Below are 23,025 nucleotides of genomic sequence, written 5' to 3' on the forward strand. Positions count from 1 at the left end.
GCGAGTTAAGTCTCTATTCAGGCCGCTCATGGCTATTGAGCCAGTTGAGCCTTCAAGCTGGCGACTTGCGCTTCAAGTTCACGCACGCGTTCGCGGGCCTCAAATTCGACGCTGACGTCCTTCTGGATGCCAATGTAATAGGTAAGCTGGTCCGCCTCGTTAAAAACCGGAGTAATCGACAGCTCATTCCAGAAGGCGCTACCGTCCTTGCGATAGTTTCGAATGATTTGCCGGCAAGGCTGAAGGTTCTTAATGGCCTCGCGAATAGCGGCGAGGCCGGCCTGGTCACGGTCATCCCCCTGCAGGAAGCGGCAGTCCTGGTACAGCGTTTCGTCGGCGCTATAGCCTGTAAGGCGCAGGAAGGCGGGGTTGGCGTAGATCAGTATGTTCTCATCGCCTTCCTGCTCCGCAACGACGATGCCATCGTTTGATGCTTCAACAACCAGTTTCAGCAGTTCTGCGTTGATCATTTTCCGAGCCCCAGTAAATTTCACATCATTTTAGGACAATTTGGGGGGCAAGAAGGTTTTCGAGATCATTTGAAAGTATCCCTGTGACTTACCGAGACATTGCCGACGATTCGATGTGCCCTTCACCTGAGCCGCAAATCTCATCATGGGCGCACTGCAACAACCTGAGTCGATCATTGATGATCGGCCAGCCCCTATAGATTCAAGGTCCACTCCCTGCTTACCAGGGAAGACGTTCGCCGTTATAAGCGAAGAAATTGCCGCTGTCGGCAGGCGCCAAGCGGTCAATCAGAGATAACAACTCATGGGCAGCAATGCTCGCCGGCCTGGCTGCCGAGGCACCACGAAACGGGTGTGACAGGCCCGAAATTACCGTGCCGGGATGCAGGCTCAACAAGCGGGTCTGAGGGCGGGTTCGCGCCAGTTCGATGGCAGCCGTTTTAATCAGCATGTTCAGTGCTGCCTTGGATGCACGATAGGCGTACCAGCCGCCCAGGCGGTTATCGCCGATGCTGCCTACCTTGGCAGAGAGCATCGCCATTGCGCCATGAGCGTCCAGCAACGGCAGGAAGTGACGCAAAACCAGCGCAGGCCCGAACGTGTTGACTTGAAAGACTGACTGCAACGCGTCTGCTGCAATCGCGGAGTAGCTTTTTTCAGGCTTTATTTCGTCGCGATGAAGCAGGCCTGCAGCATGCACGATCAACTGGTACGGTGCTTCTTCAGTCAATTCGGCTGCCGCTCTGGCGATACTGTCGGGATCCTCCAGATCAAGGCATGGAACACTGTTGCGCCCCAACTCACGAACATACGCACACCGTGGATCCTGATTGAGCAACTCACAAAAAGCCGAGCCGAGCGCGCCACTGGCGCCTATCACGAGGGCACGATAGCCCTCACCAAGGGAGTTCATCGTCAAGTGACTGTTCATCCAGGCTCTCCTGCGGTCTGATGCGATTTGTTGGTGTTAACCCAGTCGCCCTATCAGTTGGAGGAACTCGTGACGCGTCGCGGAGGACTCGCGAAAGGCGCCCAGCATCACGGATGAGGTCATCACCGAATTTTGTTTTTCCACGCCCCGCATCATCATGCACATGTGCTTCGCTTCAATGACCACCGCCACGCCGGCGGCATCGGTGATGTGCTGAATGGCGTCGGCAATTTGTTTGGTCAGGTTTTCCTGGATCTGCAGGCGACGGGCGAACATATCCACCACTCGGGCCACTTTCGACAGGCCCAGTACCCTGCCGGTGGGGATGTACGCTACATGAGCCTTGCCGATGAAGGGCAGCATGTGATGCTCACACAATGAATACAGTTCGATGTCGCGCACGATGACCATTTCATCGTTTTGCGATTCGAACAGTGCACCATTGATCACTTCCTCCAGGCTCATTGTGTAGCCATTGCACAGGTACTGCATCGCTTTGGCGGCACGCTTGGGGGTGTCCAGCAGACCTTCACGCTCAGGGTTCTCGCCTACGCCGACGAGAATTTCACGGTAATGTTCGGCTAATGATGGGTTCATCTTGATTCCTCGCAGCCATGCTGCGCTGTATGTGTCGGCAATCCTTGGCGGTAGGAGAGTATCTGCTGCGCACGTCTGACGCAGATGACACAGGGTTCGCCAAATCAGCCATGAGCCAGGTTCTGCGTCGGGGCCATGACCAGGCGAAGCTTTCTAGGTCTGCTTGGTTTTCAACGTTGACGCCTCGTCTGATGCGGGTTTGGACGCCGGCACCGTGCAACGGTTATCGACACAGCGGCGACCACTGTCTGGGTGGGGTAACCACGCCAAATGGGGCCGTAAGCGGCAGAAAAGGCGATAACCCAGTTCAAGCAACGGGCGCAATGCACGCCACGTCAGTGGCGTTGCCCAAAAACCCAAACCGGCGGCTCGCCAGCTCCACAGGGTGGCGTCCAGGCCGGTTACCCAGCGTCCGTCAGCGAAACGGGCGTGCAACGACGACTGCATGTGCTCGAACGTAAACCCGAGTGCCTCGGCATCGAATGCACCGCTGCTGATGTCCACAAAAACCAGTCGATCCTTCACCGCATGCCCGCGCAGGTACTTGATTTCGCGCGCACACAGAGGGCATTCACCGTCAAAGTACAGCGTCAGCGGCCAATTCATTTTGTTGTACATCGACAAGGCCTTTGTATAAGTTTTATACAAGATATGCCGAAAGAAACAACCTGACAATGGGCAGTGTTTTTTTACTGCGCTAAGGACGGTGATGCCCGGTTTTGTGAAGGGACTGCCAGTGCCTTCGATAGGAAGGTGGCGGCGAGCTAGGCGAAGGCGTTCATGTTCGGGGGGAGGGCCCAACCGGTCATTTCCAGCAAAGCGGGGCGTGCAAAAAAATGCCGCCCATGGGATGAGGGGCGGCCTTGTCTCTTTGTCCGGTAGAAGCTCAATTCCCTCTGTAGGTAGAGAAACCGTAGGGGCTGAGCAGCAATGGGATGTGGTAGTGCGCAAGGGTGCCGTCCACCTCAAAAATGACCGGTACCTCCGGAAAGAAACTTGAGATCTTGTGAGCTTTGAACCACTCACCGGTTTTGAAGGTGACACGGTAGGTGCCTTTTTCCAGGGCCTGACCTTCGGGGTAAAGCCCGGGAATACGACCTTGCTCGTTTGTCGCTGCGCTGTTGAGTATGTTCCAGCGCTCGCCGTCTTGTTTTTCCAGCGTGACATTGACACCCGGGGACGGCAAACCATCTTGTAAGTTGAGTACATGCACACTGAGCGGGTTTCCTGCCGCTGATGCCAGTGACGATACGACACTCAATACCACGCCAGCGAAGAGTGCTTTTAATACAGTCATGATGATGTCCTTAGTTTTTAACAGCAGGTAAAATTTTGTTGATCGCGACTAATGCGCAACCTTCGTCGAATGCGGCACCACCGGCACCAGCCACTCCGATAGCGCCAATGACTTGCCCTTCAAACAACAGCGGCACTCCACCGCCCAGCAGCAATAGTTCACCCAGGGTGTTGAGGTTTTCAGCATCGGGTGTACTGCGAGCACGCTCTGCCAATAGTCGTGTTGGCGTCTTGGTCGACAGGGCGGTATAGGCCTTGCGTTGGGCCGCTAATGTGTTGTGTGGGCCAACGTTATCGTCGCGCTGCAGGGCAACTAAATTGCCTCCGCGGTCGACAATTGCAGCAACACCTGTGCGGCCATCGGCATGGCACGCTGCCAGCGCGGCATTTAGCAAATCATTGGCCATTGCCAGTGACACGTCGTTGCGCTGCACAACTTGAGCCGGGGCTGCAACGGCGAGCGCAGAGCTCATTGCGAGTGACATCAGCAATGAAGTCGATAGGCTTATACGCATGCGTTTTCCTTTGTTTTGTCTGGCTGGGTCATAGCCAGGCATGATGACCCGTGCACTCCGTCAGAATGATTGCCTCATGATTACCAAGATGTAATGTGCCAAACCGGTCGGGCGCGCTAGCCTATGCTCCCGGTTTGGAGGAAGAGATGCGTATCCTGGTCGTTGAAGATGAAGCGAAAACAGCGGATTACCTGCACAAAGCCCTGACTGAATCGGGCTACGTGGTTGAGGTCGCCCTGGATGGCCTGGAGGGCCAGTACCTGGCGCAGGAAAGTGAGTTCGACTTGATCATCCTGGACGTCATGCTGCCGGGCCTGGACGGATGGCAATTGCTTCAGATTATTCGGCGCAAGTGGCAAACCCCGGTGCTTTTTCTTACCGCCAGGGACTCTGTGGAGGATCGGGTCAAGGGGCTTGAGTCTGGCGCCGATGATTACCTGGTCAAACCTTTTTCCTATGCCGAGTTGTTGGCACGCGTACGTACTCTGCTGCGCAGGGGGCCGCCCCGTGAGGTCGAGCAGTTCCTGGTTGCAGACCTGAGCCTGGATCTGTTGCGGCGTAAGGTTACGCGCAGGGGAGAGCGCCTGACCTTAACCAACAAGGAGTTTGCCCTGTTGCACCTGCTGGTCAGTCGTGAAGGGGAGGTGCTATCGCGCTCGTTGATTGCCTCACAGGTCTGGCAGATGAACTTTGACAGTGATACCAATGTGGTCGACGTTGCCATCCGGCGTCTGCGCGCCAAGGTTGACGATCCTTACCCGCTCAAATTGATACACACAGTGCGTGGCATCGGCTACATGCTCGAGGTGCAATCCTGAAACTGTTCCCGCGTGCCTTGAGCTTGCGCCTGGCAGTCATGTTCGCGTTAGTCAGTGCGCTGCTGCTGGGCTCGATTGGTTTTTATCTTTATCAGTCGTTACAGCGAGAAATCGCGTGGCGCGATGACCAGGCCCTGCTTGGGCGCCTGGAGCGCATGCAGGCGTTGATCAATGACAGTGTCAGCGTCGAGCAACTCAGAAATCGGCCCACGCTCTACGAAAATATGCTGGGCAATCGCGACAACCTGCTGTGGATTGTCGATGACACGGGCCAGGTGCTGATCGAAATCAACCCCGTAAGCATGAGCTTGCCCACGTTACCAGCGGCTGCCCAGGCCCGGCTCGGTGACGGCCATGCCTCGCAGGCAGTGCGACTTGCCTGGAAGGATGTCATGCAGGGAGGGCGCGGCTTGACCCTTATTGCGGGCAAGTTGTTAAGTGAGCGTGAGCAGATGCTGGGGGCTTATCGACTCAAACTCTGGCTGGCCATGTCGGTCGGCGCGCTGTTGGCTTTTTTGCTCGGCGGGTGGGTCAGTCGACGAGCCTTGCAACCTGTGCGCAGGCTGGCGCAGCGCGCAACCGGCATTGATGTACAGCATCTGCATCTGCGGCTGGATGAGTTCAATGAACTGAGTGAACTGCAAGCGCTCAGCCATGCACTTAATCAAATGCTTGCACGCCTTGAAGAAGGGTTCGCCCAGCTCTCACGATTCTCGGAAGACCTCGCCCATGAGATGCGTACCCCGCTCAGTAATCTAATGGGGCATACCCAACACAGCCTGAGGCACAGTCGTTCAATCGAGGACTACCAGAACCTGCTGGTATCCAATCAAGAGGAATATGAGCGGCTGGCGCGAATGATCGATAGCATGCTGTTTCTTGCGCGTACCGAGCAGTCGCAAGCATCCGTGCATGACGAACTTATCAACCTGCATGATCTGGTCGAACAGTTGTGTGAGTATTTCGAGGGCGTTGCGCAAGAACGCAATGTAACGCTGATCAATCATGCCCATGCTGAATTGCGGGCTGATCCGGCTTTGATCCGTCGAGCATTGGCTAACGTGGTGGCCAATGCACTGCGCTACGGAGCTCCCGCTGCGGACGTGATTATCAACAGTGTGGTGCGGGAGGACTGGATTGAAGTCTCTGTGCACAACCAAGGCCCGCCGATTTCAGCGGAGCATCTACCGCGACTGTTTGAACGCTTCTACAGGTGCGACCCATCACGCAATCAGCCAGATGACTCCGGTGGCCTGGGGTTAGCAATCGTTCACTCAATTATGCAGTTACATGGCGGTCGGGTGACCGTAGACAGCAGTCCAGCAGGAACGAGCTTTTGCTTGGCGTTTCCTGTTCGAAACGGTTGATAAGTCGGTTTCTGCGAACGGCTCCTGAGGCTCATCCATTCTGAACTAATCATAATGCCCATCACCCTAACGCTGTGCAAATAGCCCCCAGGTTAGTTCGACCCTGAGCTAACCCCTTACACGCGAAGGTTTGGTGAATCATGAAGAGTGAACAAGTCGAAGGTGTTGCAGAAAAACTTGCCGGCAAGGCGCAGAGCGCGGTCGGGAAACTGTTGGGTGATTCGAAAATTGAAGCTGAAGGTGCCGGTCGCCAGGCTGCTGGTCAGTTGACCCAGACCTATGGTGACGCACTGGACAGCGTATCTACGTTCGTTAAAGAGAAGCCTGTTGCCGCACTTGCAATCGGCGCAGTGGCCCTGCTGGTGCTGGACCGTTTCCTGCGCCGTTGAGCCGCGAGGAGACGTTTTCAGTGGTTTTCACCTCGTACTCCCCAGGGTTGTCTATCTGGAGAGTGCGAGACCCTGGATTTTGGGAACCTTTAGCCAGAAAGCGGGGTAGAGTGTTCATCACTGTCTGTTCATAAGAACCCTCCACTCGATTCGCGTAGTCGCGCCAAGCGGTTTCAACGAACGAACCGGGCAAAAAAACGTATATCACTCGTTGTTTGAAGAATGAATCGTCCGCTGTTTGTTTCTCTAGATGGGCCCAAAGGCACTGGCAAAACAACACTGTTGGAGGCCGTTACGAAAGTACTGAGGGCAGACAACCAAAAGGTGATCCGGCTTTGCGAGAAAAAAAGCGATCCCTATAGGGGTGAAACAATGGCCCTCGTTAACAAGCTCGTCAGAAATCCCTCCCGGGATTTGGAGCTGGGGGTTTGTGAGCGCTTTGCTGATAGCCGTCACTGGATTTCCCGGCACGTGCTGGCTAAACAGCCACCTGGCAGCATCATTTTGATCGATCGCTGGTACCCGTCTGATGCCGCGTTTCGCCGGACAATCGCGTTTGCAGAGATTCTACAGTTGAACATTGATCGAAACGTGCGTGTCCCAGACCTGCATGTCGGGGTTGTCACCGCCCCTGATATTTCATGGGCGAGGGCAGCGGCGCGCCGGCGCGGGCTGAGCAGTACCGTAATCCATAAGCTGGAAGAACATGTCGCTTGTACCAGGTCGTTCGAGCAAGCGGTTGCAGATCACGGCTGGGTTTTATGCCGTAATGAAGGATCGATCGAAGACGCGACGATGCAGGTAGTTTCGGAGATTTATAGAGTCCTTCGATGCCCCTGGACGAAGTTTGCTGCGCCGGCCTTGATGCGGTGAGATAGCCGTTGCGAGGAGATGAATTGCCTCCCTTTGTCCAGTAGGATCACGGGCCGCGCATTGGAAAGATGGACTTCGTTGTGGGCAATGTGATTGCCAGCCTCATCTAAAGCCGACTGGACTCGCCCGAGATGACGCGCGATTAGAGTTTGAACTGATGCACAATTTCCAATAAACGCTCGGCGTCTGCGCCGCTTTCGCGTCCGCGCTTAATGCCCACTGGACGCTACAGTGTTCGACTTCAACCAGACAGACCAACTGCTGCAGCTTACTTATCAGTGAACCCAAGCCTGGATAGAAGAGGGCGGATTGATTCGCGACGGGATACCCGATTCGTTACTCGCCCATACTCATCATTTTGGTAAAGAGTGATCTTCGCCTCTCAAAAGGCAGGTTAACCGATTGCATGCGACGGTAGATGACCCTGGCGCTGAATGGTTGGTTCACGTGCTCCGCCTATTCACTTGATGTACAAGGGTGCGAGTCGATATCAAAAATTGACCAGTTCTTGCTCTTCCATTCGAGAGTTCTTCCGTGCGCATCTCTGGTCAGTGAAGTTCGGAGATGTGAAATTCGTTTTGTGGTGATCGATACAAAACCTGTGCTATGGTCAACAACAGTTCTCAAATGCGTGCGAAAACCATGGCCCGTCCCCGTACATTCGATGAGTCGACTGTTTTAACAGCCGTCGCTGAAGCGTTCTGGACGCAGGGCTACGAGGCCACCTCGACCCGAGACCTCGTCAATCGCACAGGGCTCAATCAGCCAAGCCTTTACAACGCGTTTGGCGACAAACGTAGTCTTTACCGTCGCGCCCTTGTGCACTATCTGGAGTGCAGTGTGCGTGATCGAATTCGGCGCCTTGAAGCTCTGCCAAACGCGGGAATGGCCATAACTGGGTTCTTCGCAGAGGTGTTGAGTCGCACACTCAACGATCCTTTTCATCGTGGGTGTCTGTTGGTGAATTCTGCCCTCGAAGCAAATGCAGAAGACATGGATTTGCGACAGGCCGTCGCAGAAGAATTCGACGCCATTCGCAGTTTTTTTGAAGGCCGCCTGCAAGCCTTCCGCCTGCAATCTGTCGATTCTGTCGAGATTGATGTGAAGCAGGGGGCGCATCATTTGCTGAGTGTGTTACTTGGTATTCGAGTTTTGGCTCGGATTAATCCCGATCCTGCGTGTGTAACAGACGCCATTGGTATTGCAATCAAAAGCCTGGGTCTTCCTCCCTTGGCTTTAGCGATGTTCACTGAAAACCACTGCACGGAGTCAATATGATCAAACTCTACTATCACCCGTCTCCTAACCCCGCGAAGGTTGCGCTGTTCTTGGAGGAGTCAGGCCTTGAGTACGAACTCATCCCTGTTGATACGCGCAAGGGTGAACAGCACGATCCGGCGTTTCTTAAGATCAATCCGAATGCCAAGACACCGGCTCTGATTGATGGTGATAACGTGGTATTCGACAGCAACGCCATACTGCTCTATCTAGCCGAAAAGACCGGGATGTTCCTGCCTGCTGACAATCTCAAGGCGCGAGGGGAGATGTACTCCTGGCTCATGTTCGTCGCGACCGGCATCGGCCCGTACTCTGGACAGGCTGTCCACTTTAAGCACTTCGCACCTGAGCCAAAAGACTACGCCGTTACCCGCTACACCTTCGAAGCCTGGCGTCATTGGACCATCATCAACGAGCACCTGGCCAAACGGCCTTACATGCTCGGAGGTGAGTACACGCTGGTGGACATGGCCGTATGGGGGTGGGCGCGCGCGGTACCTTTCATCCTAGGTAATGACGCTTGGGTAAAACTTCCAAACGTGAAACGGCTCCTTGATGACATCAATGCTCGACCGGCAGCACAGCGAACCGAAGAGCTGAAGACCCAGCACAGTTACAAGACCGAGATGGATGCTGACGCGCGTAAGGCAATGTTCCCTCAGATTACTCAGTAGACGCACCGCTTGCGCACGGCATTGCTCCAGTGTGCATTGGTAAAAGTTGAGCAATTTGCGCGGTTCAAGACTGCGGGCCCTTACAAGGGGCCCGCACCTTGCGGTCTTTACCTATTCTCAGTGCTTTGTCCGTTGCGGCACGACCTAGGGTATCAAGCGCATCTCGAGTAGTTTGTCGAACACATCGAAGAATGCTTGATCGCTCGCTTGGTAGGCGGTGAAGCCCATTGCACGGCTTTTCGACATATCAGTGACGACTTCGATGGGGCGACCAAGGTCTGCATCGGTATGCCATGGGGATATCAGGCGACCAATATCGGCTTCTTTCAAACCGTGCTCCGCGGCTATCTGCGTCCACACGGCTTGGTCGTCAGCCATTTGCTTCCCAAGAGGTAAGAGTGAGGCGGGATAATCGGCAGCAGGCACGTCGAAGTATTCGGCAATTCGGCTCCACATCCATTTCCAGCGAAACACATCACCATTAGTGACATTGAATGCCTGGTTGGCCGCAGCCGGCGTGGTGGCCGCCCACAGTTGTTGTTTCGCCAATTGCCGTGCATCCGTCATATCGGTGAGGCTGTCCCACTGCACTCTTGATCCCGGAAATACAAAAGCGCGATTGGTTTTTTTGCAAATCGAGGCGTAGACGGCGAGGGTGGTTGCCATATTCATCGCGTTGCCTACGGCAACCCCGGTGACGGTATGCGGGCGATGAACGCTCCATGTGAAGCCGTCCTTTTCAGCAGCGGCGAAAAGTTCGTCCTCTTGGGCGTAATAGAAATTCTCTACATTCAGACGACCCTGCTCTTCGCGGAACGGTGTTTGCGGAAGGCTGCCTTTACCATAGGCTTCGAAAGGGCCGAGGTAGTGTTTCAGGCCAGTAACCAGTGCTACGTGCTCAACGCTCTTGGCTGGCCGAATGGCGGCGAGCACGTTGCGTACCATGGCGGCATTAACGCGAATGTTTTCGGCCTCCGTGGCTTGCCGTGACCATGTGGTGATGAACACATGAGTGGGTTTCAAATCCGCCAGCGCATGTTCCAGCGAAGCAGGATCCTGAAGGTCTGCCGCGACGGGGATCACGCCTTGCAATTGTGACGGATGCCTCGATAGCGCGGCGACCTGCCAATTGTTGTCGATGAGTAATTGAGTAATGGCGCTGCCGACGATGCCGCTGGCGCCGACGACCAAAGCTGTTTGGCTCATAAGGTTCTCCTGGATTTAGATCTGGGAGTCCACCTAGGCAACAGAGGTTCAACCTAAACCGGATCCGTACAATATCTCGCCCAAGCGGGGCTTTTGGGCCTACAGTCTTGAGTGTCGCTCACTGCAAGGAATACAAATGAACGTGTTTCCTTCAACGTCTCCGCCAAAGCACGTCAGCCTGCTGGGTTATGGCGGTCTGTTGCCGTTTATTTTTCTGGCGCTGCTGATCCCGTTCTCACTCGACTATCGGCCGTTGTTTGCGATTGCGCTTGTTAACTATGGCGCAGTCATCCTGAGCTTCGTCGGCGCCTTACACTGGGGCTTCGCCATGACCGTGCGAGACATGAGCGCCGAGCAGGGCAGAGACCGGTTTATCTGGAGTGTCATTCCGGCGCTTATTGCTTGGATTGCCACGTTATTGCCAATGCCATTGGGTTGCTTGCTATTGGTCATCGGCTTAGTTGTCCACCTCTGGCAGGACAAGCAGCTATTGCGGGTTATGAACTTGCCCGCTTGGTACCAGCCAATGCGATTACGGCTTACCTTCGTGGCAAGCGTCTGCTTGCTGCTTGCCGCGCTTGTTGAGGTGCTTCATTTATGAAGCCTCGCGTGCCCGGTGCGTTGGCCGTGCTTGGTAGCTGCTTATCGCGGTTGATGCGCTTTGGCAGTTTGGCCTAGAGCGTCGCGGGCGGCATGCTAGTTATGTTCATGGACGAGGTTTTCCGCTCGTCTGGTCAATCCAGGCTTTGGCGGCTAATTATTGGTGAGGACGCTGCGGTAGATGGGCAGGAAGTCGCAGCGGGGTTTGATGCTGGCCGATGCTGACATCCGAGCGCCGCTTGGTGCAGCCATCTAGACTGACCATCCCACATGACTACAGCTACTGGATCGTCACACCCCGCGCCATCGAACCGCGCCCTGAGCTTTTAGCATTTCGGAATGGCGGCTGGAGTCAGTTGCGCAGATAAGGCAGGGATGTCAGGCCAAGTGTAGGCACGCCCGTGATCCCTTTCGCAACGATGAAAGCAAGGTCGCGTACGCTGACCGCGTGATCTGCAATAGAATATCTGAGGGACGTTAGTGCCGACCCGCCATTGAACGATGAAGAGATGACCAGGATGCGCCAATACTCCGAAGAAGAAGTTCAGGATCTCACGGACAGAGTCTTCTTGCTCCGAGCCCGGCTCGAAGAGGGAAAACTTCATGTTGCAGCGCATCTGGTAGATGACTTCAGAGGAAGTTTAATGGCGATTCGGTTACGCCCTGATGGCCTTGTCGATCCGACAACTGTTGATGGTCGGATTCGCGCCATGACTCTGGCCATCAGAGCCTTTGCCTACCGAGAGGACTCTAAAAAATCGGTAAGCTTGCAAAAAATCCGAAGTGTATATTTTGATTTTTTGTTCCGGGAATTCGATTTTCTTTACAAGCCGATGGTCAAGGCTGATGCGACACCTGCACAGGCGGCTGCAGTTGCGGTGAGAAATGACGAGCTGGTGAAGCATTGCACAAAAGCTCTGCCCGAACTGGCAGAGGGTATCAGGGAGTTCTGGTCATCGGTGTCAGATCCAGCCGCATTCCACCTCCAAGATGGCCAGCAGTTCAAAGCTACCTTCTCTGGTGACCTGTTCCCCGCGCATTGGGAAAACGTTGTATCGACTGCTGGACTATACATCGACACTATCGTGCTCCCTTGCCCGATTCTCAAGATCGCCCCGCTTTTTGAAGCATTGCCAGCCAAACAGGTCGTTGAGCTATTTATCAAGCACGTTTTGAATGCGATGACTTATAGGGATATCGCACTGGCGGAAATAGAGCCTCCATTGGTGGTCATTTCACATAGGCTCTGTACGAAATCCCTTGAAACATCGATTCCGGTAGAATCCGCCGCCATTAACGCCAGGAGGCCACGATGGCAAAGCGGTATGAACTCCCCTATGCAGCCTGGGATTTGGTTGCCGATCTCTTCACTGAAACCCGCCGCAGCGGGCGCCCTCGAGTCGATGATCGCCTGATGCTCAACGGCATCCTTTGGGTGCTCTGTTCCGGCGCGGCCTGGCGAGACATGCCGGAGCGTTTTGGCCCTTGGTCAACGGTGTATCAGCGGTTTCGCGACTGGCGTAATTGCAGCGCTTTCGATCAGATGCTCAAGCGCCTGCACATCCGATTGAACGAGCAAGGCTTGATCGATCTGGAAACCTGGATGATCGACTCCACTGCCATTCGTGCAACCCGAGCCTCATCAGGCGCCGGGAAAAAAGGGGGCCTGAAGAGCCGCAAGACCACGCGCTCGGGCGCAGCCGGGGCGGCCTGACGACCAAGATCCACATGCTGTGCGACGCCAATGGTGTGCCGCTGCGTTTCCTGCTTTCAGGCGGGCAAGCCAGCGATATTGCCTATGCCCAACCGTTGCTGGACGAGGCTTATATCCCCAGCCTGAGCGGCCGTCCTCGCAAACGCTGCCGATGGTTGCTGGCTGACAAGGGATACGATGCTGAAGCTCTGCGTCGCTACTGTGATCGCTATCGGATGCAACCGGCGATCCCACTACGCGACATGAAACGCAAACCCAGGCCAGGCCTACCCAGGTTGTTTGATCGGCCCAAATATCGGCAGCGCAATATCATCGAACGCATGTTCGGCTGGCTGAAGGAGAACCGTCGCATCGTTCCGCGTTTCGACAAGCTGGCAACAAGTTTTGCGGCGATGGTCTCATTGGCCTGTGCCATGCGGTGCTTGCGACAATACTTTTCGTACAGAACCTAAGAGCAGGCCATCCAACGCGCGCCCCCCCCGCAGTGATCAAAGCCCGAGCGCGAGATGTTGGGTCGGCCTCTCCTGAGCGGTCGTAGGGCGCCGGACTACAGAAATTCTTTGATGACTCTGCAGTTGGGCGATGCACTCGTGGAAATTAATAGCGCTTGGCAAAATTGTGGGACTGGTGCCGACGCCACACATAGGAGAGGTTCACCGGCCACAACGAGCGGCGGAACTAAGCCAGAAGTTGGCTCCTGTTAGGACAGAAGCAAACGCTGACCCCGCGGTCACGGTTCGCGACAGGCACAGCTGTCTCGTTTTGGGGAGGAATTGTTAAACCCATCCAGGGATGAAGTCTCAGATGAAGCGAAAGGGATTTCTTTCTCTATCACATTTAAGTCTGAATCATTGCTCGGGCTCACGCCGATGGTTTGCCGGAATCGTTTTCCCCAACAAAGATGTTCAGTCCGGGGGCAAGCTCCCAATCAAGTGAGGGGGCAACCTTACTGTCGCCAAACGCCCGAAAATTTGACGCCCTGATCCGCTTCAAATGCATCTTGCTTCTCCGTCCCGTTGGAAAGCCTGTTCCGGATAGACCACAATGGGGCGGGTAGTGGTTTCACAAAAAGGCCCCCGCACTTGGGCCAAGTGTGGGGGCCTTTTTGACATAAGCGGCGTATGTCGATTTAGACAATACCCGGATTTTACTCGCTCGAAATTTCCCAGAGGCGCTTCTCAAGCGCCCCTCTGAACAAAACTCGTAGATTGTCTGCATCGAGTTTGGAAATAGTCTCTCCTAGTTGAAGCTCAAAAATCAGTTCTTGCGTGCGAGCCTCATTCCTCCGTGCTTCATGTACGGAGGTTGCGTAAGTAATCGTGGCGAGTAGGCTGATCGCGGGATGAATATCGCTCCTGGCAATGGACATGACTTCCTGACCTCGATCTCAAACGTTTGAAGACACGCTCACAAATCTGCGTCCTTCTCTAGGGAGTGGTGGGTCTCTCACTAAGTTCATAAAGAAACGGAGTGAATAACCCCGGATTTTCTAGACGCTTACAACTCTCAGTTTTTGGACGTTATCTGCCTGATGCGTAAGGCGGCTAGTCAGAGCGGAGGCATGGTCGAAAGGAGCCCAATGATACATAAATGGTACGAGCTGAACCCGGGGCATCTGTAGGCCTTTGTTTTAGAGATTCTTTGGTTTAGTAGTTCCAGTCCATCAAGGGTGCAACGGAGAAGCGACGGGAGAGGGGAGCGGTTTGTAGGGGCATGGGGGGTCTGAGTCAGCGGGGTGAATGGGCGCAGTTTATCAGGGATGGGTCTTGGGTGTGGGAGGGGCGTGTGCTGTGCTTCTCACGACCTCGCGTTGCGCATTGCTCCGTGTGGAATGTATCGGCATCTGAAGCAGGCCAGTACGTCAGATATCGTGGTCTGATCCCCTATACCCCACTGGAGGATGGTCGCAGAGCGAACGCGTCCTTTAGTTCGATCTTTTCTTCGGGGGTAAACGTGATGTCCAGAGCGCTCACTGTGCGCGCTTCAAGGCGGGAATGACATTTGAAGTGTAGATAAATTACTCAGGAATTTATTTCGCGAACAGCACACTAGTGGCTCTGATAACGAACTAAAGTCAGTGCCTGTCCATCATGGGATAAAAAAGTAGCCGCATCCTCGGCGGCGCTTTTGGCAGATGGAATCAGGCGACGGAACATCCCACGCTCGTATTCTGTTATCGCGCTGTTGCACTGGCGACACTCGATCAGCAATTTAGCAAGCTCGGCAGCATCGAGCATAGCGTTGTTCACTCCATCGCCGCCGAAAGGGGACATCGCATGTGCCGCATCGCCGATCAGGGTCAAACCCGGGCGGTGGACCCAAGAGTGACCCACAGGCAATGCGAAAATTGGGCGAACGGCAAAATTATTGGTGCTGGCCCGGAACAGAGCCAGAATCTCGTCGGTATAACCAGCGAACTCTTGAATCAGGCCCTCACGCACTGCGGGCGCCGAGGAGAAGTCAAAGCGTTTCTCTACCCAGCCCAGGGGAACGCGAAATATCGCATAACCACGGACGTGTGAGTTGCCATTTCGTTGGACGATAAGTGCTTTACCTTCGCCTTGCACTGAGATTTTTCCGTGCCCCACCATCGCGGCCAAAGCGGGATGCAAGCGGTCGATATCGTCGATACCAAACTCTACAAAGCATAGCCCGCTGTATTGCGGCTCGTACGCTGAGACTAAGGGCCGGACGCGTGACCATGTGCCATCCGCACCCACAACGCAATCAAAGGGCCCCTCGTTACCATGGTCGAACGTTAGGTTCCAGCCGCCGTCAGCGGCTTCCTCCAGATCAAGCATCTTGCGATTCCAGCGGACCGTCGACTGCGGCACAGAACCTAAAAGGAGAGCTCGCAACTCGGTGCGATCAATTTCGGGTCGATCTTCGCTGCTGGCGCCCTGATCATCGAAAAGCACTTGCCCGGTTTTATCCAAGAGCCGTGTTCCTTGATCTTCGTAGCGCGCAATGGTTTGAAATGCGTCGCTCAAACCAGCATGTTCCAGCGCCAGCAAACCGGAGTCCTGGTGCAGGTCCAGCGTGCCACCTTGGGGACGCGAAGGCGGGTGCTCCTCTCGCTCGTAAACAGTAGCTACAATTCCATGGAGATGAAGAATGCGCGCCAGCGTGAGTCCGCCAGGTCCTGCTCCGATGATCGCGATACGTGGATTTGAGTTCATGGGGAATACTCATTAAGATAGGTGCCTATATAAATAATATAGGTGCCTATGCATGTCAACAGTGTCCAATTCAAATCCCATGAAGCTGATCGGTCAGATCTCTAGAACTTTTTCCCGCTTGGTCGATGCACCGCTACGCGAGCTAGGATTCACGGTTAGCCAGTTACCTGTACTGGTTGCACTAAAAAAATCCGGTTCAATGTCGCAGGGAGAACTGGCACGCATCGCGCGCGTAGAACAACCCAGCATGGCGCAACTTCTGAGCCGTATGGAGCGTGATGAGTTGGTACAACGCGTGCCTGATCCGGCCGACGGACGGAGTCGCTTGATCTTGCTTTCGGCGCAGGCATCTCGTCAGTTGCCCATAGCAAAGCGCGTGATGGATCAAACATGTATCCAGGCACTCAACGGTTTGACTATTGAAGAACAAACGCTATTGCATGGACTGTTGCTCAAGGTAGATGCCAATCTCAACCAAGCTCTGGATCAAATGCAACAGCCGAGTCCGTAAGATGTTCTCGTCTTTCACACTAGGATGCGCTTTTCATTGGTATTGGGACCGCAGCGACAGAGCCGTGAGCCAGGATATCCCCGTGGTGACATCTGCGGCCGGATATAGGTGCCGATTTACCGGGGGGGGGGGTACGAAAGTGGTACGCGGTTTTAATGGCGGCTCTGGCAGGTAGGGAATACGTTGCCTGTAGGCTTAGTCGTTCCAATCCATCACCGAAAAGGCTGATGTTTTCGCTCGTGACCGGCAGCAGTCGGCCCAGAGTGTGTAAAAACGGGCCAGTGCAATGTCGGCACGTAGCCTCGACGGTTTTTAGCTATGTACTCGCTCGCGGTAAGCCCTGCGGGTCGTCACTAGGGTCTTGGAGGCTTCAATAAAGCCGCTATGGTGCCAGGTAGGCAACAAAGCCAACCCTTTCAGCCCGACAACGCCTTCATTAAGCTGCTGGTGCTGAGGATTTTCATAACCCGCTTCATGTTGTAGGCGAGTACATTCAAGCTCATTTCTGCACTGCCGCCTTCCAGACTTCGCGTCAAAAAATGAGTCGCGCCCATCCACTGTTTGAGCGTCCCGAAGGGATGCTCAACTGTGCGCTTTCCGACTCGCATCATGTCCGGCGCGTTGCTAAGCCTGACCTGCATCTCTTCCAATATCGCCTCATGCTCCCATCGCCGAACACGGCGTTGCTTGCTCGGTGTGCACTGCGTTTTCAAGGCGCAGCCCTGACATTTTGAACTCCAATATCGGCCGCCACTCGAGCCTGAGTTGTACATGACGACTAAGACTGCACGAAGCCAGTTACACGACTAATCCTGCCAGTATTGACCTCTGTCTCAAACGACGCAGGCCCCGCTTTCGATGGGCCTGCGCATAAACTCACTTACGCTGTGGTGTTGATTCGCGTCCCGATCGACCCGGAGGTCGCTTTGGGCAGTTGCACTTCGCTCGGCCCGCTAGCGTCATGATCGCCGTCGCTGTCTACCCGCACAGGCAGAGCTTTTGGGGCTGTCATGGCGGTGGCTTTCGGCAAAGTGACCTGGGTTGAACCATTGATGGCTGACGTCATGTTGATCCCCTTTAAGTACAGTAGTGTGAGCTAATACTATCGGCGTCGTTCTTTAATAGTTAACGAAACTAAAGATTAATTGAAGTAATTGAGAGCGCCTCCTATCATTAAGACTCTTAAGGTTTTCAAGTGGCTTAACGGGTAGGCTATGTGAAAAAAGTGTAAGGTTGGTGTGAATTTAGTATTGTTATTTTGACGGTTCGGTGTTCGAGGCACTAGGGCGCGCTTTGGTTAGTCGTGCCAGGCTTATCTCTTCGACCTGCACCCATTGGCTTCCCGGGTTGTGATCGCATTGTTTAAACCCTACGCAGGTACCGTTACTATCTATGAGCGCATAGTTTCTAAAATGAGCGTGTCGTTTGAATAGGCATAAAATGGATCCCATGATTGAGTGCCCCTTCAAAAGCGTGTATGTGTGACCCATAGTTTAGATCGATAAACGTGTAGCGTGACGACTTTTGTTGTCGGCGAATATTTTTTTAGCTTTCTGTTAATCAGATTAAGTCTTATTCTAGTGTGCCTGAACAGTACGAAGTGAAGACGTCAAAAAATGGAATAAGTAATGGGGCAAAGATGGCTTTTTTTCACCGCCCTGCTGGCATTGATTTGGGGGCTGTTCGTGGTTCGGGTGGCGCTCAAGCTTTTGGGCTGAGAAATGCCTTCAAAGCGCAGCGTCGCAGCGCTGGAACTCCAGGCCCCCGTCTTCGCGCCCAAAAAACGCGCTAACTAAACTACCGCCCCGAACAGCGCCCCCACGGCTGCCGTAATGCCCATGGCCAACGCACCCCAGAGGGTTACCCGCCAAGCGCCGATCCCTATTTTTGCCCCCCCGGCCCTGGCTGCAATGGCGCCAAGGCCGGCAAGAAATACCAGCGACATGCCGGATATCCACGGCACAACACTGTCGGGCGGGGCGATGAAAATGACCGCCAGGGGCAAGGCGGCACCGAGCACGAAGCTGGCGGCCGAGGCCAGCGCTGCTTGCAGCGGTTTGGCCGCGAGTGCTGCGCTGATGCCGAGCTCGTCTCGCGCGTGTGCGCCCAGTGCATCGTGTGCCATTAATTGATCGGCGACCTGATGGGCCAGCTCGGGCGATACCCCACGGTGCATGTAGATATGGGCAAGCTCGCTGTGCTCGGCTTTCGGGTTGCTGTCCAGCTCCGCCCGCTCCCGAGACAAGTCAGCCCGCTCGGTATCGGCTTGGGAGTGTACGGAAACATATTCACCCGCCGCCATGGACATCGCGCCCGCCACCAGCCCGGCAATGCCGGTAACGATCAGTGTGGAGTGGCTGGCGTTGGCGGCAGCGACGCCGATCAACAGGCTGGCCGTGGAGACGATCCCATCATTGGCCCCCAGGACAGCGGCACGCAGCCAGCCGATACGGTCACTGCGGTGGAGCTCGGTGTGCCGGTGCATGAATTTCATGGTTTGAGGGGACTCAGGTTATTCACGGGTTTGGATTGGCGGCTTAAGCCTGCGCTTGCAGGGTGCCGCCTACAATCGAAATTTCCGTTAGTTCGTCACCGTCGCGCAGCACGAACAATGCGTCCATCCCGCGTTCTTGTGCCAGGCGTGGGCCTTCAACTTCACCCAGCACCATCAGTGCCGTGGCCCAGGCATCGGCGAGCATGCACGAGCCCGCCACGACGGTAACCGCTGCGAGCGCGTTGCGCAGCGGTGCGCCGGTGACGGGGTTCATGGTGTGGGCGCAGGATTGCCCACTCATTTCCACCCAGTGGCGGTAGTCCCCGGACGTGGCGATGGCGGCGTCGACGAGTTCCATTACGCCCATGACTTGCCGCACGCCCCGGCAGGGTTTTTCAATGGCCACGATCCAGGGTTGGGCATCTGGCTTCATGCCCCGGGCGCGCATTTCGCCGTCAATGCCGACCAGGTAGCGGGTGATGTTTGACGCTTCCAGGCAACGGGCCAGTTCATCGACGCCAAAGCCTTTTGCGATGCCGTTCAAATCCAGGTTCAGCGGCGCCCGTTTGCGCACCCGATTGCGTTGCGAGTCCACCACCAGCGCCGCGCTGGCAGAGAGTCGCGCGCGTGGCAGTGGCATCGTGAGTGCTTGCGCGGTGATCGTCTGTTCGCCGGGGCCGAAGCCCCAGGCTTGCACCAGATCGCCGACGGCAATGTCGAAGGCTCCGCCGGATTGCTGGCTGACCCGTAACGCAGCGGCCAGCACCGTGCTCAGTTCCTTGGGCACTGGCAGCCATTCCTGCTCGGCGGCTGCGTTGAGGCGGTTGAGGTCAGAGTCGGCTTTCCAGGTAGACATTTGCCGGTCCACCCGGCTCACAGCGTGGGCCAGGCGCTGGCCGATTTCGTCGGTGTCGATGCCGGCCGCCGCATAGAACACCGCGGTGTAGCGGGTGCCCATGGTCTCGCCGTTCAGGTTGTAGCGCTGCACATCAGTAGACATCTTCACGGTAGCGTCCTTGTGCCTTGAGGGTCAGTACGCTCAGGTTCAGCGGAGCCAATATTTCATCCAGGGCCTGCATCACGCCTTTGGCCATTTCACGACTGCCGCAGACCAGCACCTGGGCGCCTTTTTCCACCAGCCGGCGCAAGGACAGTGCATCACTGCGCAGCCGGTCCTGGACGTAGCCACCGTTCTGTACCTGGGAAAAAGCCGCGCGCAATGCGGTAAGTCGCTGGTCTGCCAGGTAGCGGTTAAGTTCAGGCTCGTACAGAAAGTCCGAGGCCGGGTTGCGCCCGCCCCAATACAAATGCATCGGGTGGCGGGCAGTGTTGTTGCGAATGAAGCCCGCCAGCGGGCCAATGCCGGTACCGGCACCGATCAGGATCACCGGGTGTGCCCCCGACGCAGGACGAAACTGTGGGTTGGGCTGGATAAAGGCTTCGACCGAAGCGCCGAGGTCCAGGCCATGCAGGAGTTGCGAGCAGAGGCCTCCTTGGTGTTTGCGTACGCAAATCTCGAGCACGCCGTCCGTGGAACTGCTGGCCAGTGAATAAAAACGCGGTACCGGGCTATTCGCCGGGATAATCCCTACCAGGTCTCCTGCCTGGAAGCCCGGTAGCTCGCTGTGCGCCTTGAAGCGCAGGACGTGGGTTGGCGCATTCACTTCTTCGCCATAAACGATGCGTTCGGCCAGCTCCAGTTGATAGGTGCGCGGGGGCTCCGGTGTATGGGCCAGGGCCAAGTCATGCCCCAGTGCTGTGGCCAGGGCGTGGCCCCAGCGCGCAAATTCCTGGGAAGACTGGCGGTTGACGGTTTCCAGCTCCAGCAACGGTGAGGCACCGGCCAGTTCCAGCGCGGCCTGCACCCGATGGGCGTACTGACAGAACTGTGGAAACTGGCGGTCCCCAAACCCCAGTACTGCAAAGGGCAGGCCGGGTTTGACGCCCTTGTGGTTCAGCCGTGCCAGAAACTGCGCGGCCGACGCCGGTGCATCGCCATCACCGTGGGTCGCGGTGAGGATCAACAGTCTCTGGGCGTTGCGGTACTCGCCTTTCCATTCATTCATCGGCGCGCTGTGCACGTGGTGCCCAGCCTGATGCAAGGCCGCATGTAACGTGTTGGCAAACCCCCATGTGGTGTTGTTTTCAGTGCCTACCAGAATCACGCTGTCGGCCGAGTGAGCGGGGCTGTTGTGGCGAATGTTCGGACCGGCTTTGCGACGGCGCCACCAGAGCAGGATGCCGGTCACGCTCATCAATGGCACACAGAGGGCACAGAGCCCGAGTGGCAAGCCCAGCCACCAGAGGCCTTCTGCGGTGTGGAGCTGATAGACCCATTGGTAGACGGTGTGCATGGAGTCGTGGGGTTGATAGGACAGCAGGGCGCCGCTGACCGGGTCTACGTAGCCAACACCCTGGGCCGTGCGCAACGAGAACACATCGTTTGGGTTGCCCGGGCTCGGGTAGACCAGTTCGCGCAGGTCATTCAGGTCGATGGCCTGCAAGGCCTGCAGGTTCGCCACCGGTAACGCCGGGCCGGCGCTGAGGTGGGTGGGGAAGGCCGGTTCACTCTGGCTACCATCGGCGATCAAGCCGAAGGTCGTGGCGGCCATGTACAGCCCGCTTACGGCCGACAGCAGCAGCCCGAGCAAAGCCAGGCGCCCGACTTCCGCATGCCAGCGTTGGCTGAACGTGCCGCGCAGTGGCCGCAGCAGGTTGCGCCAGCCACCCAGGCGCCGGGCCAGCAGCAACGCGCCGGACACTGCCAGGATCAACATGAACAACGCACCGACGCCCGACACGCCATGGCCCGGTGTGCCCATGAACAGCGCGCGGTGCAAGTCTTTCACCCAGCGGGTGAAGGTGGACGGCGCGTAGGGCGCGAGGCCCTGGCCGGTCAGTGGGTCAACCGTTTCCGCCCCGGACTGGCCATCGCGGTTGTAGTAGACGATGACCGTGCCGGAGGCGGTGCGCTGGATTTGCTCCACGCCTGGAAAGTGATGTGCGACGCCTTCCGCCAACTGGCCGACATTAAGCTGGCCGGCAGCGGTGGACGTGTTGTGCAGGCGTTCCAGCGCCGGATCAACCGACAATACCGCGCCACTGATGGCCAATATCATGACCAACAGGGCGGCGATCAGACCGGGCAGCGAATGAAACTGGCGAAGCATGTTCAGCCTCCTGAAGGGGTGGGTGCTACAGGTCGTAAGTAAACGCGTTGACGTAAGTGCTGCCGGTTGCCGGCTTGCCTGATCCTTGGGTGGTCAGGGGGACGCTGATGTCGGCTCGTCCTTCACGCTGGTTCTCCACGGCGCTGTCGATTCGGATCTGATACCCGGCATCAATCAAGGTGTCAGCCAATTGAACACTGACTTTGAGGGTGCGTCCGCTGCCCACACTCGCACCGCTGACCCCATCAAACTCCCTGGGGTTCTGGCCGCTGCCGCGGGCCCAGTCAGTCAAATGCCGGTAGTACTTGGCCTTCTTGCCGGCGACCCACAGGGTTTTCTGGTACTGGCCGTTGGCATCGGTGAGGTAAATCGCCAGGTACGCATCGTTACCGTTGTAGTCCTTGAGCTGGGTCGTCAGGGTCACTTCACGGGCCTGGGCCAGCCCCGGCAAGGCAATGGCGCCGGCGAGGCAGGTTGCAGCGATGAATTTTTTCATGAGGATGTCCTGGTTGAGCGTTGTAGCGAGAGCCTGGACTTGCTGGCTGACAACAACCTGAAAGCCCGGGGAGAAATCGAAATGCTCATTCAGCACCCGGGCTGACGAGGTAGTCCCGGGCATCGCCGTCGTCGCCGAAATTGACGTGCAACGTGCGCAGACGCAGGGAGGCGGGTGCATAACGCGCCTCGATGGCGTTGCCCCTGCGGTCAGTGCCCCTGAGCGTGTAGCAACCGTCGTCGACCTTGATGCGCTGCACGCTCCAGCCGTATTGCTGCTCTACGCGTTGACGCAAGGTCTCTCGCGGTTGCCAATCGCTGACGGGCTCGCTGCAGTCGTCATCGGCCAACACGCTACCGCTGAGCAACAGGCTCAACAGCGCGGTACGTGCAATAAACGCGGTTTTCATGATCTGTCTCCTGCCGGATAGGCCTCTGTGGCCTACCC

General features: G+C 56.3%; 23 protein-coding genes and 1 pseudogene. 10 read left to right on the forward strand and 14 right to left on the reverse strand.

From position 1 onward, the window contains the following. Positions 1-32 precede the first annotated feature (32 nt). From A7J50_RS14390 to A7J50_RS14415, 6 genes are all read right to left on the reverse strand, one after another. A complete protein-coding gene (locus A7J50_RS14390) occupies positions 33-470 on the reverse strand; it encodes a PAS domain-containing protein (RefSeq protein ID WP_064452407.1) in 438 nt (145 codons plus the stop codon). A gap of 220 nt (positions 471-690) precedes the next feature. Beyond that, a complete protein-coding gene (locus A7J50_RS14395) occupies positions 691-1,401 on the reverse strand; it encodes an SDR family NAD(P)-dependent oxidoreductase (RefSeq protein ID WP_064452408.1) in 711 nt (236 codons plus the stop codon). 36 nt (positions 1,402-1,437) lie between these two features. Next, positions 1,438-1,998 (reverse strand): GTP cyclohydrolase I FolE, encoded by a 561-nt coding sequence (gene folE / locus A7J50_RS14400; protein ID WP_064452409.1) that lies wholly within the window; start codon positions 1,996-1,998, stop codon positions 1,438-1,440. Between the two features lie 153 nt (positions 1,999-2,151). Continuing rightward, complete coding sequence (locus tag A7J50_RS14405) at positions 2,152-2,616, reverse strand: thiol-disulfide oxidoreductase DCC family protein (protein ID WP_064452410.1); 465 nt, start codon at positions 2,614-2,616, stop codon at positions 2,152-2,154. A 268-nt stretch (positions 2,617-2,884) separates the two neighbouring features. Next, positions 2,885-3,295: a hydroxyisourate hydrolase gene (uraH, locus tag A7J50_RS14410; protein WP_064452411.1), complete on the reverse strand. Its 411-nt coding sequence runs from the start codon at positions 3,293-3,295 to the stop codon at positions 2,885-2,887. Positions 3,296-3,305: 10 nt separating this feature from the next. Further along, positions 3,306-3,809: a GlcG/HbpS family heme-binding protein gene (locus A7J50_RS14415; protein WP_064452412.1), complete on the reverse strand. Its 504-nt coding sequence runs from the start codon at positions 3,807-3,809 to the stop codon at positions 3,306-3,308. Positions 3,810-3,955: 146 nt separating this feature from the next. On the opposite strand from A7J50_RS14415, the gene A7J50_RS14420 reads away from it, so the two are divergent. The 6 genes from A7J50_RS14420 (at position 3,956) to A7J50_RS14445 (ending at position 9,208) form a co-directional block, all read left to right on the forward strand. Beyond that, positions 3,956-4,627 (forward strand): heavy metal response regulator transcription factor, encoded by a 672-nt coding sequence (locus tag A7J50_RS14420; RefSeq protein ID WP_064452413.1) that lies wholly within the window; start codon positions 3,956-3,958, stop codon positions 4,625-4,627. Further along, entirely contained in the window at positions 4,624-5,994 is a 1,371-nt protein-coding gene (locus A7J50_RS14425) for a heavy metal sensor histidine kinase (RefSeq protein WP_064452414.1), read from the forward strand. The genes A7J50_RS14420 and A7J50_RS14425 overlap by 4 nt, the downstream gene beginning before the upstream one ends. 140 nt (positions 5,995-6,134) lie before the next feature. Next, positions 6,135-6,383: a CsbD family protein gene (locus A7J50_RS14430; protein WP_064452415.1), complete on the forward strand. Its 249-nt coding sequence runs from the start codon at positions 6,135-6,137 to the stop codon at positions 6,381-6,383. A 222-nt stretch (positions 6,384-6,605) separates the two neighbouring features. Then, positions 6,606-7,256: a dTMP kinase gene (locus A7J50_RS14435; RefSeq protein ID WP_064452416.1), complete on the forward strand. Its 651-nt coding sequence runs from the start codon at positions 6,606-6,608 to the stop codon at positions 7,254-7,256. Positions 7,257-7,862: 606 nt separating this feature from the next. Beyond that, the gene (locus tag A7J50_RS30705) at positions 7,863-8,534 is read left to right on the forward strand and encodes a TetR/AcrR family transcriptional regulator (RefSeq protein ID WP_237140906.1); all 672 of its coding nucleotides are present in this window, start codon (positions 7,863-7,865) and stop codon (positions 8,532-8,534) included. After that, positions 8,531-9,208, forward strand: a complete 678-nt coding sequence (locus A7J50_RS14445; RefSeq protein WP_064452418.1) for a glutathione S-transferase family protein — start codon at positions 8,531-8,533, stop codon at positions 9,206-9,208. Before A7J50_RS30705 ends, A7J50_RS14445 begins: the two co-directional genes overlap by 4 nt. A gap of 144 nt (positions 9,209-9,352) precedes the next feature. On the opposite strand, the gene A7J50_RS14450 is transcribed toward A7J50_RS14445, so the two are convergent. Then, the gene (locus A7J50_RS14450; protein WP_064452419.1) at positions 9,353-10,414 is read right to left on the reverse strand and encodes an SDR family oxidoreductase; all 1,062 of its coding nucleotides are present in this window, start codon (positions 10,412-10,414) and stop codon (positions 9,353-9,355) included. 136 nt (positions 10,415-10,550) lie between these two features. On the opposite strand from A7J50_RS14450, the gene A7J50_RS14455 reads away from it, so the two are divergent. From A7J50_RS14455 to A7J50_RS30710, 3 genes are all read left to right on the forward strand, one after another. Continuing rightward, positions 10,551-11,015: a DUF3429 domain-containing protein gene (locus tag A7J50_RS14455; protein WP_064452420.1), complete on the forward strand. Its 465-nt coding sequence runs from the start codon at positions 10,551-10,553 to the stop codon at positions 11,013-11,015. A gap of 493 nt (positions 11,016-11,508) precedes the next feature. Then, complete coding sequence (locus A7J50_RS14460; protein WP_156526281.1) at positions 11,509-12,429, forward strand: hypothetical protein; 921 nt, start codon at positions 11,509-11,511, stop codon at positions 12,427-12,429. After that, positions 12,327-13,180, forward strand: a protein-coding gene (locus A7J50_RS30710; RefSeq protein WP_156526282.1) for an IS5 family transposase whose coding sequence is annotated in 2 segments (ribosomal slippage) — positions 12,327-12,675 and positions 12,675-13,180 — 855 coding nt in all. Because the reading frame shifts where the segments join, the coding sequence is not laid out codon by codon here. The genes A7J50_RS14460 and A7J50_RS30710 overlap by 103 nt, the downstream gene beginning before the upstream one ends. A 1,596-nt stretch (positions 13,181-14,776) precedes the next feature. Here A7J50_RS30710 and A7J50_RS14480 read toward each other — a convergent pair. Continuing rightward, complete coding sequence (locus A7J50_RS14480) at positions 14,777-15,907, reverse strand: FAD-dependent oxidoreductase (protein ID WP_064452425.1); 1,131 nt, start codon at positions 15,905-15,907, stop codon at positions 14,777-14,779. Positions 15,908-15,959: 52 nt separating this feature from the next. On the opposite strand from A7J50_RS14480, the gene A7J50_RS14485 reads away from it, so the two are divergent. Then, entirely contained in the window at positions 15,960-16,418 is a 459-nt protein-coding gene (locus A7J50_RS14485) for a MarR family winged helix-turn-helix transcriptional regulator (RefSeq protein WP_064452426.1), read from the forward strand. Between the two features lie 416 nt (positions 16,419-16,834). On the opposite strand, the pseudogene A7J50_RS14490 reads toward A7J50_RS14485, so the two are convergent. The 6 genes and pseudogenes from A7J50_RS14490 to A7J50_RS14515 all read right to left on the reverse strand — a co-directional run. Beyond that, positions 16,835-17,161 (reverse strand): annotated as a pseudogene (locus A7J50_RS14490) (transposase); the annotation flags it as partial. Between the two features lie 1,049 nt (positions 17,162-18,210). After that, on the reverse strand, positions 18,211-18,912 hold the full coding sequence (locus A7J50_RS14495) for a VIT1/CCC1 transporter family protein (protein WP_064452427.1): 702 nt from the start codon (positions 18,910-18,912) through the stop codon (positions 18,211-18,213). Positions 18,913-18,955: 43 nt separating this feature from the next. Further along, complete coding sequence (locus A7J50_RS14500) at positions 18,956-19,912, reverse strand: FAD:protein FMN transferase (RefSeq protein ID WP_064452428.1); 957 nt, start codon at positions 19,910-19,912, stop codon at positions 18,956-18,958. Continuing rightward, complete coding sequence (locus A7J50_RS14505; protein ID WP_064452429.1) at positions 19,902-22,082, reverse strand: PepSY domain-containing protein; 2,181 nt, start codon at positions 22,080-22,082, stop codon at positions 19,902-19,904. Before A7J50_RS14505 ends, A7J50_RS14500 begins: the two co-directional genes overlap by 11 nt. A gap of 25 nt (positions 22,083-22,107) precedes the next feature. Beyond that, positions 22,108-22,578, reverse strand: coding sequence for a DUF2271 domain-containing protein (locus A7J50_RS14510; protein ID WP_064452430.1), 471 nt, complete (start codon positions 22,576-22,578; stop codon positions 22,108-22,110). Between the two features lie 85 nt (positions 22,579-22,663). Continuing rightward, positions 22,664-22,987: a PepSY domain-containing protein gene (locus A7J50_RS14515; protein WP_053256076.1), complete on the reverse strand. Its 324-nt coding sequence runs from the start codon at positions 22,985-22,987 to the stop codon at positions 22,664-22,666. Positions 22,988-23,025 lie beyond the last annotated feature (38 nt).

It is taken from the genome of Pseudomonas antarctica (assembly GCF_001647715.1).
GTDB classification, from domain to species: domain Bacteria; phylum Pseudomonadota; class Gammaproteobacteria; order Pseudomonadales; family Pseudomonadaceae; genus Aquipseudomonas; species Aquipseudomonas antarctica_A.

Coding starts and splice junctions, on each gene's coding strand:
- A7J50_RS14390 (WP_064452407.1), bottom strand. CDS start 470: ATGATCAACGCAGAACTGCTGAAACTGGTTGTTGAAGCATCAAACGAT.
- A7J50_RS14395 (WP_064452408.1), bottom strand. CDS start 1,401: ATGAACAGTCACTTGACGATGAACTCCCTTGGTGAGGGCTATCGTGCC.
- folE (WP_064452409.1), bottom strand. CDS start 1,998: ATGAACCCATCATTAGCCGAACATTACCGTGAAATTCTCGTCGGCGTA.
- A7J50_RS14405 (WP_064452410.1), bottom strand. CDS start 2,616: ATGTACAACAAAATGAATTGGCCGCTGACGCTGTACTTTGACGGTGAA.
- uraH (WP_064452411.1), bottom strand. CDS start 3,295: ATGACTGTATTAAAAGCACTCTTCGCTGGCGTGGTATTGAGTGTCGTA.
- A7J50_RS14415 (WP_064452412.1), bottom strand. CDS start 3,809: ATGCGTATAAGCCTATCGACTTCATTGCTGATGTCACTCGCAATGAGC.
- A7J50_RS14420 (WP_064452413.1), top strand. CDS start 3,956: ATGCGTATCCTGGTCGTTGAAGATGAAGCGAAAACAGCGGATTACCTG.
- A7J50_RS14430 (WP_064452415.1), top strand. CDS start 6,135: ATGAAGAGTGAACAAGTCGAAGGTGTTGCAGAAAAACTTGCCGGCAAG.
- A7J50_RS14435 (WP_064452416.1), top strand. CDS start 6,606: ATGAATCGTCCGCTGTTTGTTTCTCTAGATGGGCCCAAAGGCACTGGC.
- A7J50_RS30705 (WP_237140906.1), top strand. CDS start 7,863: ATGGTCAACAACAGTTCTCAAATGCGTGCGAAAACCATGGCCCGTCCC.
- A7J50_RS14445 (WP_064452418.1), top strand. CDS start 8,531: ATGATCAAACTCTACTATCACCCGTCTCCTAACCCCGCGAAGGTTGCG.
- A7J50_RS14450 (WP_064452419.1), bottom strand. CDS start 10,414: ATGAGCCAAACAGCTTTGGTCGTCGGCGCCAGCGGCATCGTCGGCAGC.
- A7J50_RS14455 (WP_064452420.1), top strand. CDS start 10,551: ATGAACGTGTTTCCTTCAACGTCTCCGCCAAAGCACGTCAGCCTGCTG.
- A7J50_RS14480 (WP_064452425.1), bottom strand. CDS start 15,907: ATGAACTCAAATCCACGTATCGCGATCATCGGAGCAGGACCTGGCGGA.
- A7J50_RS14485 (WP_064452426.1), top strand. CDS start 15,960: ATGTCAACAGTGTCCAATTCAAATCCCATGAAGCTGATCGGTCAGATC.
- A7J50_RS14495 (WP_064452427.1), bottom strand. CDS start 18,912: ATGAAATTCATGCACCGGCACACCGAGCTCCACCGCAGTGACCGTATC.
- A7J50_RS14500 (WP_064452428.1), bottom strand. CDS start 19,912: ATGTCTACTGATGTGCAGCGCTACAACCTGAACGGCGAGACCATGGGC.
- A7J50_RS14505 (WP_064452429.1), bottom strand. CDS start 22,082: ATGCTTCGCCAGTTTCATTCGCTGCCCGGTCTGATCGCCGCCCTGTTG.
- A7J50_RS14510 (WP_064452430.1), bottom strand. CDS start 22,578: ATGAAAAAATTCATCGCTGCAACCTGCCTCGCCGGCGCCATTGCCTTG.
- A7J50_RS14515 (WP_053256076.1), bottom strand. CDS start 22,987: ATGAAAACCGCGTTTATTGCACGTACCGCGCTGTTGAGCCTGTTGCTC.